This window comes from Kitasatospora sp. NPDC015121 (assembly GCF_055562955.1).
Map to the genome: position 1 here is coordinate 8,616 of NZ_JBVHEH010000004.1, position 13,899 is coordinate 22,514.

17 protein-coding genes are annotated in these 13,899 nt (G+C 75.1%); 4 read left to right on the plus strand and 13 right to left on the minus strand.

Annotated elements, in window-relative coordinates; translation table 11 throughout:
• The coding region (locus tag ACZ3J7_RS05950) for a hypothetical protein (protein WP_465617285.1) at positions 1–184 on the plus strand (184 nt) is incomplete at its 5' end.
• Between the two features lie 16 nt (positions 185–200).
• Here ACZ3J7_RS05950 and ACZ3J7_RS05955 read toward each other — a convergent pair.
• The 3 genes from ACZ3J7_RS05955 to ACZ3J7_RS05965 all read right to left on the minus strand — a co-directional run bounded on the left by ACZ3J7_RS05955 (position 201) and on the right by ACZ3J7_RS05965 (position 2,397).
• Positions 201–890, minus strand: coding sequence for an HAD family hydrolase (locus ACZ3J7_RS05955; protein WP_465617287.1), 690 nt, complete (start codon positions 888–890; stop codon positions 201–203).
• 125 nt (positions 891–1,015) lie between these two features.
• On the minus strand, positions 1,016–2,008 hold the full coding sequence (locus ACZ3J7_RS05960; protein ID WP_465617289.1) for an ADP-ribosylglycohydrolase family protein: 993 nt from the start codon (positions 2,006–2,008) through the stop codon (positions 1,016–1,018).
• Positions 1,936–2,397, minus strand: a complete 462-nt coding sequence (locus ACZ3J7_RS05965) for an ADP-ribosylglycohydrolase family protein (RefSeq protein WP_465617291.1) — start codon at positions 2,395–2,397, stop codon at positions 1,936–1,938. Before ACZ3J7_RS05965 ends, ACZ3J7_RS05960 begins: the two co-directional genes overlap by 73 nt.
• 121 nt (positions 2,398–2,518) lie before the next feature.
• Here ACZ3J7_RS05965 and ACZ3J7_RS05970 point away from each other — a divergent pair, with 121 nt between their 5' ends.
• Positions 2,519–2,728: a hypothetical protein gene (locus tag ACZ3J7_RS05970; RefSeq protein ID WP_465617293.1), complete on the plus strand. Its 210-nt coding sequence runs from the start codon at positions 2,519–2,521 to the stop codon at positions 2,726–2,728.
• A 15-nt stretch (positions 2,729–2,743) separates the two neighbouring features.
• On the opposite strand, the gene ACZ3J7_RS05975 is transcribed toward ACZ3J7_RS05970, so the two are convergent.
• From ACZ3J7_RS05975 to ACZ3J7_RS05985, 3 genes are all read right to left on the minus strand, one after another.
• Positions 2,744–3,487, minus strand: a complete 744-nt coding sequence (locus ACZ3J7_RS05975) for an SOS response-associated peptidase (RefSeq protein ID WP_465617295.1) — start codon at positions 3,485–3,487, stop codon at positions 2,744–2,746.
• Positions 3,488–3,548: 61 nt separating this feature from the next.
• Positions 3,549–4,520 (minus strand): aldo/keto reductase, encoded by a 972-nt coding sequence (locus ACZ3J7_RS05980; protein WP_465617297.1) that lies wholly within the window; start codon positions 4,518–4,520, stop codon positions 3,549–3,551.
• Between the two features lie 157 nt (positions 4,521–4,677).
• Complete coding sequence (locus ACZ3J7_RS05985) at positions 4,678–5,106, minus strand: hypothetical protein (protein WP_465617299.1); 429 nt, start codon at positions 5,104–5,106, stop codon at positions 4,678–4,680.
• A gap of 103 nt (positions 5,107–5,209) precedes the next feature.
• On the opposite strand from ACZ3J7_RS05985, the gene ACZ3J7_RS05990 reads away from it, so the two are divergent.
• Complete coding sequence (locus ACZ3J7_RS05990) at positions 5,210–5,884, plus strand: (2Fe-2S)-binding protein (RefSeq protein ID WP_465617301.1); 675 nt, start codon at positions 5,210–5,212, stop codon at positions 5,882–5,884.
• Between the two features lie 63 nt (positions 5,885–5,947).
• Here the strand turns inward: ACZ3J7_RS05990 and dmpG are convergent, their stop codons facing one another.
• The 6 genes from dmpG to ACZ3J7_RS06020 are packed head-to-tail and all read right to left on the minus strand — an operon-like array spanning position 5,948 to position 12,149.
• Positions 5,948–6,958, minus strand: a complete 1,011-nt coding sequence (gene dmpG, locus ACZ3J7_RS05995) for a 4-hydroxy-2-oxovalerate aldolase (RefSeq protein WP_465617303.1) — start codon at positions 6,956–6,958, stop codon at positions 5,948–5,950.
• Positions 6,955–7,902: an acetaldehyde dehydrogenase (acetylating) gene (locus tag ACZ3J7_RS06000; protein ID WP_465617305.1), complete on the minus strand. Its 948-nt coding sequence runs from the start codon at positions 7,900–7,902 to the stop codon at positions 6,955–6,957. The genes dmpG and ACZ3J7_RS06000 overlap by 4 nt, the downstream gene beginning before the upstream one ends.
• Positions 7,899–8,732, minus strand: coding sequence for a 2-keto-4-pentenoate hydratase (locus ACZ3J7_RS06005; protein ID WP_465617307.1), 834 nt, complete (start codon positions 8,730–8,732; stop codon positions 7,899–7,901). The genes ACZ3J7_RS06000 and ACZ3J7_RS06005 overlap by 4 nt, the downstream gene beginning before the upstream one ends.
• 17 nt (positions 8,733–8,749) lie before the next feature.
• Positions 8,750–9,592, minus strand: a complete 843-nt coding sequence (locus ACZ3J7_RS06010; protein ID WP_465617309.1) for an alpha/beta fold hydrolase — start codon at positions 9,590–9,592, stop codon at positions 8,750–8,752.
• Positions 9,592–10,533 carry a VOC family protein gene (locus tag ACZ3J7_RS06015; RefSeq protein WP_465617311.1) on the minus strand — a complete coding sequence of 314 codons (942 nt, stop codon included), beginning with the start codon at positions 10,531–10,533 and terminating at the stop codon, positions 9,592–9,594. The genes ACZ3J7_RS06010 and ACZ3J7_RS06015 overlap by 1 nt, the downstream gene beginning before the upstream one ends.
• Before the next feature lie 26 nt (positions 10,534–10,559).
• Positions 10,560–12,149 carry a bifunctional 3-(3-hydroxy-phenyl)propionate/3-hydroxycinnamic acid hydroxylase gene (locus ACZ3J7_RS06020; protein ID WP_465617312.1) on the minus strand — a complete coding sequence of 530 codons (1,590 nt, stop codon included), beginning with the start codon at positions 12,147–12,149 and terminating at the stop codon, positions 10,560–10,562.
• Between the two features lie 155 nt (positions 12,150–12,304).
• Between ACZ3J7_RS06020 and ACZ3J7_RS06025 the strand changes: the two genes are divergently transcribed.
• On the plus strand, positions 12,305–12,985 hold the full coding sequence (locus ACZ3J7_RS06025) for a TetR/AcrR family transcriptional regulator (RefSeq protein ID WP_465617314.1): 681 nt from the start codon (positions 12,305–12,307) through the stop codon (positions 12,983–12,985).
• 101 nt (positions 12,986–13,086) lie between these two features.
• On the opposite strand, the gene ACZ3J7_RS06030 is transcribed toward ACZ3J7_RS06025, so the two are convergent.
• Complete coding sequence (locus ACZ3J7_RS06030; protein ID WP_465617316.1) at positions 13,087–13,881, minus strand: helical backbone metal receptor; 795 nt, start codon at positions 13,879–13,881, stop codon at positions 13,087–13,089.
• Positions 13,882–13,899 lie beyond the last annotated feature (18 nt).

Here is a 13,899-nt window from a genome sequence, read left to right on the forward strand (position 1 = left end):
GAAGGCGAAGGCGAAGGCGAAGGCGAAGGCGAAGGCGAAGGCGAAGGCGAAGGCGAAGGCGAAGGCGAAGGCGAAGGCGAAGGCGAAGGCGAAGGCGAAGGCCGGCGCGAACGCGAAGACGGCCGCCGAGGGCGCTGCGGCGCCGGCCGGTTCGTGGTTCTCCCGGCTGTTCGGCCGGAGCTGAGCGACCCGCGCGGCGGTCAGCCCAGCAGCGGGGCGAGTTCGGCGAGCGAGTGGATCCGGGGGACGGACGCCCGCTCGCCGCTCGGCTCGCGGTCCAGCCAGATGCCCAGCAGTCCGGCGGCGGTGGCGGCCTCGGCGTCCACGTCGAGGCGGTCGCCGACGTACGCGGTGCGTTCGGGGGCGACGCCGAGGGTGCGGCAGGCCAGGTGGAAGATCGCCGGGTCGGGCTTGGCGCAGCCCGCCTCGGCGGAGGCGGTGGTGTGCGGGGCGAGTTCGGCCAGGCCGACGGCGCGCAGTTTGCGGCGCTGGATGTCGCCCTCGCCGTTGGTGATCACGCCGAGCCGCCGCCCGGCGCCCGCCGCCCGGACGGCCTGCGGCGCGTCGGGGTAGGCCCGCCAGGAGCGCTCGTAGCGGCGCAGGAAGCCGGCGAACCAGGCGTCGGCCCGTTCGGCCGACCACTCCCCCAGGCCGAGGTGCACGGCGAGACCGGTCGCCCGGATCCGGCGCTGCTGCTGGACGGTCGACTCGCCCGCCAGGTAGCGGTCGTACTCGCGGCGCTCCAGGCGGCGCCAGACCCGCAGCACCTCGTCCCGGTCGAAGTCGCGGCCGGGCAGTTCCGCCGCAACCCCGGCGAGGACGGCGGCTTCGGCCGCGCCGTCGTGGTCCAGCAGGGTGCCGTCGAGGTCGAACAGCACTGCTTCGATCACTGCCCGCCCCCTCGCCGTTCCCCGCGCCTTCTCCGCGTCGCCCCCGTGTCTTCCCCGGTCACCCTACCGGCCGCCGACTGTCCGTCACCACCCGGCCACCGCGCGCTCGTCCGGCGGTGCGCTGTTCAGGAACCCGCTTCGAGGGCGAGCAGGGCGTCGGTCAGTCGGGCGGGGCCGGCGAAGTGGGCGGGGTGGGCTTCGACGTGGGCGGCGACCGGGCGCCAGCCGTCCTTCCCGGCGGCGAAGGCGAGTGACCAGGTCTCGGCGCCGGTGTCGGCGCGGTGCAGGCGCAGCACGCCCTCGGTGGTGCGGGTCAGCCAGTGCGGGGTGCGCAGGCCGGTGCGGTAACGGTGCCAGTGGTGGTCGGACCAGCGCAGGTCGGGCACCGGGTGCGGGCGGGGCAGCCGCATCGGGGTGAGCGGGCGCGGGGCGGGGCGCAGTGGCGGCGGGAACGCCCAGGCGGGGAGGGGTTCGCGGGCGGCCAGCCAGCGGGCGGGGATGCCGGCGGTGCCGGTGCGGGCGGCGACCACGCCGCCGGTGATCGCGGCGACGGTGTCGACGTCGCCGCCCGCGCCGATCGCGGCCCGTACGGCGCCCGGGTAGTCGTCGAGCCAGTGGGCGGCGCACCACAGGGCGTACGGGACGGTGTCGGTGGCGCTGGTGCGGCTGCCGTTGCCGAGGACGGCGGCGGCCGCGCCGGGGTCGGTGCGGTCGGTGATCCGGGCCGCCTCGGTCAGGCCCCGGCGGACGGCGCCGTGCGGGGTGAGGGCGGCGACGGCCCGCAAGTGGCTTGCGGGCGTGGTGGGTTCGGTGCGGGCGCGGACGGCGAGGGCGGCGGCGACGGCCACCGCGATCGCGCCGTCCACGGCCTGCGGGTGGGTGTGGGTGATCACGGCGGTGTCGGCGGCCGGGCGGACGGCGGCGGCCGGGTCGGCGGCGAGGGCGGCGCCGAGCGGGGCCACCCGCATGGCCGCGCCGTTGCCGAACGAGCCCTGGCCGTCGAAGAGTTCGGCGGCCAGGCGGCGGGCGTCGCCGCCCTCGCGGATCAGGCCCTCTCTTTCGGATCTTGTCGGATCAGCGCGCGGCGTCGGGCGCCCGGCTGGGAGTGCCGGCCCCACGCCCTCGTACTGGACGTACTTGGGTGTGGGGCCGGTGCTTCCAGGCGGGATGCCCGGCGTCGGGCGCCCGGCAAGATCCGAAAGAGAGGGCCTGGACGTAGCAGGCGGTTGGCGGCCGGGCCGTAGCCCCGGTCGAAGTCGTGCCGGCGGGCGAAGGCGTGGGTGAGGTCGAAGGTGTCGACGGCGCCGCGTTCGCGCCAGGCGGCGTGCACCGAGCAGGCCATCTCGGTGTCGTCGGTCCACGGCCAGGGGCCGGGCGGGTCGGTGCGGGCGGCGAGGTGGCGGCGGGCGGTGTCGGGGACGAAGAACTGGGCGCCGAGCGCGTCGCCGACGGACAGGCCCTGGAGGGCGTCGGAGGCGGGGTCGTCAGCGGTGGAGGAGTCGGTCATGTGCGGGCCATCGGAGCGTGTCGGCGGGGTGGTTGTCAACCCCCGTCCGGCGGTGCCGGTCCGCGGCGGCGGGCTGCGATGATCGGGCGGTCCGGTCGTGATGCGCGAGAGGTGGTTCCCCGTGGTCGGTGCGGTGTTGGTCGTCGTCCTGGTGCTGGTGCTGGGCGGCTGCGGCTGCGTGGTGTGGGCCGAGCGCGGCGGGCCGGGCTGGGTGCGGGGCGTCGCCCGGGTGACGCTCGCCGCGGGCGGGATGGCCCGCCGGGTGCACCGCGGCCGGAACCGGCAGTTGCTGCCCGGGGGGAGGAACTCGGTTGACACCGACGGGGACTGACCTCCGTCCGGCGGCTCAGTCGGACAGGCCGAGCGGGTCGGGGGCGTCGGCGAGCAGGTCCGGCCCGTTGGTGGCGACCCGGTTGACGGCGGTCGGGACGGCCCGGACCCGCAGGTCGCCGTCGGCGGGGCGTTCCAGCAGGTGGCGCAGGTCGTCCCGGTCGGTGTGGGCGGGGTCGAGCCAGTCGTCCAGTTCGGCGCGGGGGACGATCAGCGGCATCCGGTCGTGCACCCGGCCGGCCCGGTCGGTGGCGTCGGTGGTCAGGATGGTGGCGGTCGCCAGCCAGGCCGCCGGGTCGTCCTCTGGCAGGTCGGCGTCCCGCCAGAACTCGTACAGCCCGGCCATCAGCATGACGGCGCCGGTGGAGAGGAAGTACGGCTGCTTGTAGGCCTTGCGGCCGTCGGCGGCGGGCACCGGGCGCCACTCGTAGTAGCCGTCGGCGGGGATGACGCAGCGGCGCTTGGCGAACGCCCGGCGGAACGAGGGCTTCTGGTCGACGGTCTCCGAGCGGGCGTTGATCAGCCGGGCCGCGCCGGACCGGTCCTTGGCCCAGGAGGGCACCAACCCCCAGCGCAGCACCCGCAGTTGGCGCCGGACCTCGCCGGTGTCGGCGTCCACCCGGTCCAGCACCGCGGTGATCGGGGCGGTCGGGGCGACGTTCCAGTTCGGTGCCAGGGCCTCGGCCGGGTCCCAGTCGGTGACGCCGAGCAGCGGGACCAGGTCCGCGGGAGGGGTGGTGGAGACGAAACGACCGCACATGCGTCCCACCCTGCCACCCCGTCCCGACAACCGCACCCGCCGACACCCGGCGGCCGGAGGATCAGGAGTAGAAGTTGCGCTCCCAGCGGTGGTCGGCCAGCACCTTCAGCTGCTCCTCGCCCAGCGGGACGCCGTCACCGACCGCCGCGTTGCGTTCGACGTTGCGGACCGTGCGCATGCCGGGAATGACCGTCGACACGGCGGGCGAGCTGAGCACGAACCGCAGGGCGGTCTCGGCGAGCCGGTCGTCGGTGATGCCGAGGTCGGCGGTGAGCGCGGCGACCCGGCGGGCCACCTGGGCGGGCCGGTCGTCGCGGAAGTAGCGGCGCCGGAAGTCGCCCTCCGGGAAGGTGGTGCCGGGGGTGATCCGGCCGGTCAGACCGCCCTCGTCGAGCGCGACCCGGACGATCACCCCGACGCCGTGCTCCTGGCAGGCCGGGAACAGCTCGTCCAGCGGCGACTGGTCGAACACGTTGAAGATCACCTGCACCGCGTCGACCTCGCCGCTGCGCACCAACTCGACGGCGCTGTGCGGCTCGTGGTCGTTGATCGAGACGCCGAACAGGCCGATCAGGCCCTCCCGCCTGAGCTCCCGGACGGTCTCCAGCCAGTCGCCGCGCCCCAGCCACTCGTCGCTCCACACGTGGAACTGCACCAGGTCGAAGCGCTCCAGGCCGCTGGCGGCCAGCGAGGTCTCCAGGCTCCGCCGGATGTGCGCGCCGGGGAAGGTCTCGGCCGGGTTGACCCCGCGCCGGGCCGGCCACTGGCCGTTCAGCGGCGGCACCTTGGTCGCCACCAGCACCCGCTCGCCGTTGGCCGCCCGTTCCCGCACCACCTGCCCGACCAGGCGTTCGCTCTCCCCGTAGCCGCGGGCGGTGTCGACGAAGTTCACCCCGAGGTCGATCGCCCGGTGCAGCGCCGCCAGCGAGTCCTCCTCGCGCGCGCCCACCCAGCTGGACGCCCCGATCCCCCACGCCCCGTAACCGACCTCCGACACCTCGACGCCGCTGCGCCCGAGTTCGCGGTACCGCATCCGTGGTCCTCCCCGCTCCGAGTCGACCGTTCCGGGACGGGACCCTAGGCGGCGCGGCGGCCGGACGCCAGGGGGTTACGGGGGGTGTGACACGTTGCCCGCCGGGTGCGGCCCCGACGGGCCGCCGCTCGGGCTGCAGCGCGTCGGGGCGGCGGGGTCAGCCCGGGAGCTGCCGGGTGCCGTCCCCGGGGGTCGGGGGCAGGGTCTGCTGATGGGTGGTCATGCCGCCGATCCTGCCGACCTGGATGACCATGTTGTTGTACGTGCCGTCGTGGATCTCGTTGTGGACGATGGTGGCGCCCTCCAGTGCCCGCTGGGCCTGGCCGTGCCAGTCCGCCAGCTCGGGGCCGAACTCCGGCTCCAGGGCGGTCCGGACGGCGAGCGCGGTGTTCAGGCGGCCGGCCAGTTCGGTGTTCTGCGGGTCGCGTTCCAGGGCGACGAGTTCGGCCTCCCCGCTGCTGGCCGCCGCCGCGTGCCGGAAGGGCCGCCGGACGAGGGCGGTCAGCGCGTTCCAGCTCTGCTTGCCGAGTTCGCCTCCCGCGCCGCCGGCCAGTGCCGCCAGCAGCGCCAACGAGATCGGTTCCATCCGTCCGCCCCTTCCCCTCCGACCGCCGCCCGGTCCGGGCGGATCGCCACATTACACTCCGTGCTGTGCTCCTCACCCGTGTTTCCCCGGTCCCGGTCCGCCCGTGACGGCCGCCGATCCGTCGGCCGCGCTCGGGCCGTACTTCGCCGTCCGCACCGACCCGTCGCCGCCGCCGGGCTTCCGGCCGCTGGCCGAGCTGTACGGTGCGGGCGGCCCGTTGGCGGGGCGGGTCGCCGAGGTGGCGCGGGTGCTGGGGACGGGCGAGGCGCGGGTGGCGGCGTCGACGGCGCACCTGGGGCTGGCGGCGCGGCTGTGGTCGGTGGCGCTGGGGGCGGCGCTGGTGACCGGGCGGGTGCCGGAGCTGGGCGGGGCGTGGTTCGCGCTGCCGCCGCAGGGGCCGTTCGACCTGTGGGTGCCGGCGGGCGGTGCCGCGGCCGGCCCGGAGGAGCTGGAACGGGTGGTGTGGGAGGGGCAGTTGGTGCCGCTGGCGGCGGCGGTGCGGGCCGTCGTGCCGCTCGCGCCGGGGCTGCTGGCGGGCAACGCGGCGTCGGCGCTGGTGGGCGCGGCCCGGCAGGCGGGGTCCGTGCCGCACCTGCGCGCCCCGGCGGCCGCGCTGGCGCGCGGGCTGCTGGCCCGTCCGGCGCTGGCGGGCACGGGTGCGGTGTCGGCGCCCGGCGGTCCGTTGGCGTTCCGCCGGGCGTCGTGCTGCCTGTACTACCGGGTGCCGTCCGGCGGCCTGTGCGGTGACTGCGTGTTCACCCGGCCGCCGGGCCGGTGACGGGCGGTCAGGCACGGGCGGCCAGGCACGGGCAGCCAGGCGCGGACGGTCAGGCGCGGACGGTCAGGCGCGGGCGGTCAGGTCGAGCGCGATGTCGATGATCATGTCCTCCTGGCCGCCGACCAGGCGCCGGCGGCCGCACTCCATCAGGATGTCGCGGACGTCGACGCCGTACTGCCCGGCGGCCCGTTCGGCGTGCCGCAGGAAGGACGAGTAGACGCCCGCGTAGCCGAGGGTGAGGGTCTCCCGGTCGACCCGGACCGGGCGGTCCTGGAGCGGGCGGACCAGGTCGTCGGCGGCGTCCTGGAGCTTGAACAGGTCGCAGCGGTGCTCCAGCCCGGAGAGGTCGGCGACCGCGACGAACGCCTCCAGCGGGCAGTTGCCCGCGCCCGCGCCGTGGCCGGCCAGCGAGGCGTCGACCCGGACGGCGCCGTGCTCGACGGCGGTGAGCGAGTTGGCGACCGAGAGCGAGAGGTTCTCGTGGGCGTGGATGCCGATCTCGGTGCCGGGGTCGAGGACGTCCCGGTAGGCGCGGACCCGGGCGGCGACGTCGTTCATGGTGAGCCGGCCGCCGGAGTCGGTGACGTAGACGCAGTGCGCGCCGTAGCCCTCCATCAGCTTGGCCTGCCGGGCGAGTTCCTCCGGCGGGGCCAGGTGGGAGAGCATCAGGAAGCCGGAGACGTCCATGCCGATCTCGCGGGCGGCGGCGATGTGCTGCGCGGAGATGTCGGCCTCGGTGCAGTGGGTGGCGACCCGGACCGAGCGCACGCCGAGGTCGTGGGCGCGCCGCAGCTCGTGGATGGTGCCGACGCCGGGCAGCAGCAGGGTGGTCAGCCGGGCCCGCTCCAGGACCGAGGCGGCAGCCTCGATCCACTCCCAGTCGCTGTGCGAGCCGGGCCCGTAGTTGAGCGAGCCGCCGGCCAGGCCGTCACCATGGGCGACCTCGATGGCGTCGACGCCCGCCGCGTCGAGCGCGGCGACGATCCGCCGCACGTCGGCGGGGGTGATCCGGTGGCGGACGGCGTGCATGCCGTCGCGCAGGGTGACGTCCTGGACGAAGATCGGGGTGCTCACGGCTGGGCCGCCTTCCGGGCTGCGATGCGCTCGGCCACCCGCAGGGCGGCGGAGGTCATGATGTCGAGGTTGCCCGCGTACGCCGGCAGGTAGTGGGCGGCGCCCTCGACCTCCAGGAACACCGACACCTGGTGGGTGGGGCGCGGGGCGCCGTCGGCCAGCAGGGTGCGCACGGGCTGTTCGGCGTCGACCGGGGTGATCTGCACCCGCTGCTTGAGCCGGTAGCCGGGCACGTAGCCGGCCACCTCGGCGACCATCCGCTCGACGCTGCGCCGGATCTCCTCGTGCCGTGCCTCGTCGGGGGCGTCGACCAGGGCGAAGACGGTGTCGCGCATGATCAGCGGCGGTTCGGCCGGGTTGAGCACGATGATCGCCTTGCCGCGCTCGGCGCCGCCGACCGTCACGATCGCGGCGGAGGTGGTCTCGGTGAACTCGTCGATGTTGGCGCGGGTGCCGGGCCCGGCGGAGCGGCTGGCGATCGAGGCGACGATCTCGGCGTAGCGCACCGGGGCGACCCGGGCGACGGCGGCGACCACCGGGATGGTGGCCTGGCCGCCGCAGGTGACCATGTTGACGTCGGGCGCGTCGAGGTGGTCGTCCAGGTTGACGGCGGGGACGACGTACGGGCCGGTGGCGGCCGGGGTGAGGTCGACCAGCCGCTTGCCGAGCGGCAGCAGCCGGGCCGCGTGGTGCCGGTGGGCCTTGGCGGAGGTGGCGTCGAAGACGATGCCGATCTCGTCGAACTCCGGGAGGGCGACGAGCCCTTCGACGCCCTCGGCGGTGGTGGCGAAGCCGAGTCGGCGGGCCCGGGCCAGGCCGTCGGAGGCGGGGTCGATGCCGACCACGGCGGCCATCTCCAGGTGCCGCGAGGTCCGCATCACCTTGATCATGAGGTCGGTGCCGATGTTGCCCGAACCGATGATCGCGACCTTCGTCCTGGTCATCGTGCTGCTCCTTGGTCGTCGGGGCCGAGGGTGAACCGGACGGTGCCGAGCGGGGCGACGACCGCCTCCACGGTGCTGCCGGGTTCGACGGCGCGCATCGGGCCGAGCGCGCCGGAGAGCACGACCTGCCCGGCGCGCAGCGGGTCGCCGAGTGCGCGGGCCTGCCGGGCCAGCCAGCGCAGGGCGAGCAGCGGGTCGCCCAGGCAGGCGGCGCCGTCGCCGGTGGAGACCGGCTGCCCGTCGACGCTCATCGTCATCACGGCCTCGCGCGGCTCGAACGCGTCCGGGCCGTCCAGCCGGCGGCGTTCGGTGCCGAGCACGTAGGCGCCGGCCGAGGCGTTGTCGGCGACGGTGTCGGCGAAGCTGATGTCCCAGTCGGCGATCCGGCTGCCGCAGACCTCGATGGCGGCGACGGCGTGGTCGACGGCGGCGCGGACCTGTTCGAGCGAGAGGTCGCCCTCGGCGAGGTCGGTGCCGAGGACGAAGGCGATCTCCGCCTCGGCCCGCGGCTGGAGGACCGAGCCGGCCGGGACGACGTCCCCGTCGGCGTACTGCATGTCGGCGAACAGGACGCCGAAGTCGGGCCGGTCGACGCCCAGTTGGGCCTGGACGGCGGGCGAGGTGAGGCCGATCTTGCGGCCCGCCACCCGGCCGCCGGCGGCGGTGCGGGCCCGGACGAGGCGCTGCTGCACGGCGTAGGCGGCGTGCACGTCGGTGCGGCCGATCAGGTCCCGGACGGGCGGGCACGGGACGCCGGTGGCCCGGGCGTCCAGCAGGCGGTCGGCGGCGGCGCCGACGGCGTCCGGCGGGACCGGGGTGGGGTTGCTCATCTGGTGCTCCGGTGGCCTCAGTGGTGGGTGACGAAGTCGGTCACCAGGCGGTTGAACTCGTCGGCGTGCTCCAGCTGGGCCCAGTGGCCGCAGCGGTTGATCAGGTGCGCGCGGGAGTCCGGGATGTTCGCGGCCAGGAAGAGCGTCGACTCGAAGGAGACCACCCGGTCGTCGCGGCCGTGGATCAGCAGCGCGGGCGCGGTGATGCCGGAGACCTTCGCCAGGTCGAGCCAGATCGGGATCGGCGCCTTCGGGGCGGCGGCGGCGACGATGGCCAGGTGCTCGGGGCGGCGCAGCGCGGCCTCGGAGCGCAGGGCGCACAGTTCGGGGGTGGCGAACCGGGCCTTGTCGTAGACCATGATCTCGACCAGGCGGCGCATGCCCTCCGGGGAGGCGTCCGCGTACGTCTGGTACATGGTCTTCAGGCCCTCGGTGGGGCCGCCGCCCGCGCCGAACAGGAACGGCTTCATCTGGATCGGCGGGCCCATGGTGACCAGGTGCGAGACCCGTTCGGGGCGTTCGACGGCGAGCCGCAGCGCGGTGTGGCCGCCCATCGAGTTGCCGACGAACGCGGCCCGCTCGACGCCCATCGCGTCGAGCAGCTGGCAGACCGCGTCGACGTGGTCGTAGTCGGCGAAGTCGACCGGGTCGGACTCGCCCCAGCCGGGCAGGTCGGGGGCGATCACCCGGAAGTGCCGGGACAGCGCCTCGATGTTGGGCGCGTAGTTGCTCCAGCCGGTGGCGCCGGGTCCGCCGCCGTGCAGCAGCACCAGGGGGTGGCCCTGGCCGGCCTCGTGGACGCGGATGTTCCAGTCCTCGGTGCGGACGAAGGTGGCGATGTCGTGGGGCTCCAGTGCCATCAGTGCTCACTCCCGGGGAGGTGGTTGGTGCGGGGGGCGCGGCCGAGCAGCTCGTGGACGAGCTCGGGCGGGCGGTGGCCCCAGCTGTGCAGGCGGTCGAGGGTGGTGACCTGCCAGGTGGCGTCGTCGACCAGCAGGCCGCCCCAGCCGTACTCGACCGAGAAGCCGGACGGGGTGCGGACGTAGAAGCTGAACATGTGGTCGTTGGGGTGCATGCCGAGCGTCATCTCGAACGGCTGCCCGGCGTCCATGCACCGGTCGTGGGCGAGGCCCACGTCGCGGATGTCGGTGACCTCGACCATGAAGTGGTGGGTGCGCTTCGGGTGCGGCATGTCGCCGAACGCGACGCTGTGGTGGCGCGGGTTGCAGCGCAGGAAGATCAGGTCGGCGAGGACGCCGGGGGCCAGCTCCTCGACGATCCGGTCGCTGATCCGGAACCCGAGCAGGCCCTCGTAGAAGGCCAGGTAGTCGTCGCGCTCGACGCCCCCGGCCAGCAGCACGTGGTGGCCGGCGCCGCCGGTGCCGGTGACGAAGGAGCCGAGCAGGGCGTCCGAGCGGAACGGGGTGGCGGCGTCGGCGAGGCCGGTGACCAGTTCGACCGGGTTGCCCATCGGGTCGGTGACCCGCAGCAGGCGCTCGACCCGGCGGGCCGCGGCCTCGGCGGCGCTGCCCTCGGTGACCGGGACGCCCGCCCCGGCGAGCCGGGCGGCCAGCGCGTCCAGCGCCTCGGCGGACTCGACCTGGTAGCCGCTGGCGACCAGGTCGTCGGCGGGGCCCTCGGTGACGATCCAGCGGTGCGCCTTCTCGTCGGTGCGCAGCGTGAAGCCGTCGGCGGTGCGCTCGCCGAGCTGCATGCCGAGCAGCGTCACGCCGAAGTGCTCCCAGGCGGCGGGGTCGCCGACCTCGTAGACGACGTACGCGAGTTCCTGCACTCCTGTCACGGGTGTCTCCTTGTCCGGTGGCCGCGTCACAGCGCGGGGACGGTCAGGTCGGTGCGGTCGGTGGCGGCGACGAACTTGTCGGGGCGGACGGCGACCGCGCGGGCGCCGTAGCGGGCCAGCCACGGCAGCAGGGCGTCCTCCAGGTCGACCAGTTCGTCGGGGCCCCGGGTGTGGGCGGTGCGGGGGCGGACGGCGAGGTAGCGGGTGCCGAGGGCGTCCCACTGGGCGCGCTGTCCGGGGGTGAGCAGGGTGGCGGGGTCGAGGTCGGCGCCGAGCAGCACGAAGCCGTCGGGCAGCAGGTCGTCCAGGCGGGCCATCCGGCCGACGGGGTCGCAGCAGACGGGCTGCGGGAGCATCCGGCCGACGGCGCTGGCGTCGCCCCGTTCGCCGCGCAGCCAGCCGGCGGCGAGGACGGGCGGGGCGGTCAGCGGGGGCTCCCAGGGGGTGACGGTGTGCTCGGGCACGGTGTTCATCGCCGCGAGTTCCCGCTCTGTGGCCTCCTGCTTGATGACCCGGCCGAGGCCGACGGCGAGGCCGGTGTAGAAGTCGGCGCTGGGGCGGCGCTCGGCCTCGTAGGTGTCGAGCCAGCGCTCGTCGAGGGTGCCGTCGAGGACCCGGGCGAGCTTCCAGCCCAGGTTGTGGGCGTCGCGCATGCCGGTCTGCATGCCGGCGCCGGCCCACGGCGGCATCAGGTGGCAGGCGTCGCCGGCCAGGAAGACCCGGCCCCGGCGCCAGGTCTCGGCGGCGCGCACGTGGTGCCGGTAGAACGCGTACTGGTGGACGTCGACGTCCTCGGTGGTGACGCCGAGCGCTTCGAGCAGCGGCCAGACCTGCGCGGCGGTGGCGAAGTCGGCCTCGGTCTCGTCGGGTTTGAGCGGGATCTCCCAGCGGTGGTTGCCCGCGGAGAGCGCGATGTCGACGACGGGGCGCTCGCGGTCGGTCCAGAAGGTGAGGAAGTCGCGGTCCGGCCACCAGCGCTTGACCTTGCAGTCGATGACGATCCACAGCGTCTCGGCGGTGTCCCCGAGCATCGGGACGCCGAGCAGTTTGCGGGTGGTGCTGGAGCCGCCGTCGGCGGCGATCGCGTACCGGGCGCGGGTGCTGGTCTCGGCGCCGGTGGCCCGGTCGCGGGTGGTGACGGTGACGCCGCGGGCGTCCTGTTCGACGGCGGTGACCTCGGCGCCGTAGCGGACCTCCAGGCCGGGCAGTTCCTCGCCGCAGCGGCGGAGCTCGGCCTCCATGGCGGGCTGGTAGATGTTGTAGAAGCGCGGCCTGGTGTTGCGGGTGCCGAGGGTGGACGGCGGGTGCTCGACCCGCATGACCTCCCGGCCGGCGTAGGTGACCCAGCGCAGGGCGCGCTGCGGCTCGATCACCTTCTCGATCCGCTCGTCGATGCCGAGCTCCTGGAAGATCCGCATCGTCCAGTCGTTGACGGTCACCGCGCGGGCCCGGGCGTGGACGTCCCGGTCCCGTTCGAAGGCGGTGACGCGGGCGCCCTTGGCGGCCAGGGTGAGCGCCCCGACGAGGCCGGTGGGGCCGTAGCCGATGACCGCCACGTCCGTGTCGTAGTCGCACGGTTCGTCCACGTCGCATCTGGCTGGTCTGTCGTTGGTCATGCCGATCTCCAGTGATCGCTGCCGAACTTTTGGACCGATCGTTCCGTCCAGAACTGGAGGCTGACACGCCCCGGGGCGGGCGTCAATAGGTCGGCCACCCGCCGTTCGCCCCGGCGGGGACGCCCGGACACCCCGGCGGGCCCTAAGATCACCGGGTGACGAGTGGGACGAAGGCAGGCGGCGGGGAGACCGGCGGCAACCGGCGCGGACGGCGCTCCAAGGAGGAGATCCTCGACGCGGCCGCCCGCGTGATGGCCCTGCGCGGCTACGCGGGCACCACCATCTCCACCATCACCGCCGAGACCGGACTCCCCCGCAGCGCGATCTACCACCACTTCCGCTCCAAGGGCGGCCTGCTCTCCGCCGTGATGGCGCGCGGCGCCCGCGCGTTCTTCGCCGCCATGCGCACCGCCCACAGCGACCCGCCGGCCGGCGGCACGCACCGCGAACGGATGGCCTGGTACCTGGGCCGGACCGCCGAAGTCTTCACCGCCAACCCGGAGTTCATGCGGCTGCACTTCCTGCTGATGCTCAGCGACGAGGCCGCCGAGGCCGAAGTCGCCGAGATGAACCGGCAGGTGCGCGACGAGGGCCGCGCCTACATGCGGGTGATGATCGCCTCCGCCTACGCCGACCAGGGCCCCGAGGTCGCCGGAGCCGTCGCCGCCGAACTCGACTACTTCACCATCGCCGGCTTCGACGGCGCCTTCATCGCCGCCCAGGCCGACCCCGGACGCACCATCGCCGCCCAGATGGACCTGCTCACCGACGCCATGGTCGCCCTCGGCGAAGCCGCCGTCGCCCGCCACACGTCGCCTGCCGCCCAAGGAAGTTGACCCGGCGTCGACCCCTGGAACCGCCCCGCGCCCGGCGATCCTCCCACCGGAGCGCCCCCGCCTCTGGAAGACCGGACCGCACCCGGCGAACTGACGGCCCGTCAGGCGCCGGGAGTCGACGTCCGGCGGGCGGCCAGTCCGGCCGCGAGGACGGCCGGGGCCTCGGCCAGTGACGGCCCGTACCAGGTGAGGTGGCGGCCGCTCAGCAGGGCGTGCGGGAGGGCGGGGAAGGCGTCCGGGCCGTCGGTGGCGGTGAAGCGGTAGGGCTCGTCCGGAAGGAGGAGCAACTCGGGTTCCAGGGCGTGGAGTTCGGGGAGGGTGAGGCGGGGGTAGCGGTCGGGGCGGGCGGCCGGGAGGAGCGCGACGCCGAGGCGGCGCAGCAGGTCGGCGGCGAAGGTGTCCTGGCCGAGGACCATCCAGGGGCGGCGCCAGATCGGGGCGACCGCGCGGACGGTGCGGGTCGGCGGCGGGAAGTCCCAGGCCGCCCGGGCGGCCACCAGCCAGTCGGGGCACGGGAGTCGGAGGGCCTCGACGAGCAGGCGGCGGAGCGAGACGAGGGCCTGGTCGAGGTCGCGGATCCGGGTGGTCCAGACCGGGACGCCGGCCGCGCGGAGGGCGGCCAGGTCGGGGGCGCGGTTCTCCTCCTCGTTGGCGACGACCAGGTCGGGCCGGAGGGCGCGGACCGCCTCCACCGCCGGGTTCTTGGTGCCGCCGATCCGGGTGACGGCCAGCCCGGCGGGGTGGGTGCACCAGTCGGTGGCGCCGACCAGCAGGCCGGGCGCGGTGACGGCGACGGCCTCGGTCAGGGAGGGCACGAGGGAGACGACGCGCCGCACGGCGGGCGGCAGTCGTACGGGGTTGCCCTCGTCGTCGGTCAGCTGTCGGGCGGCGTCCATGCCCGGAACGCTAACAGC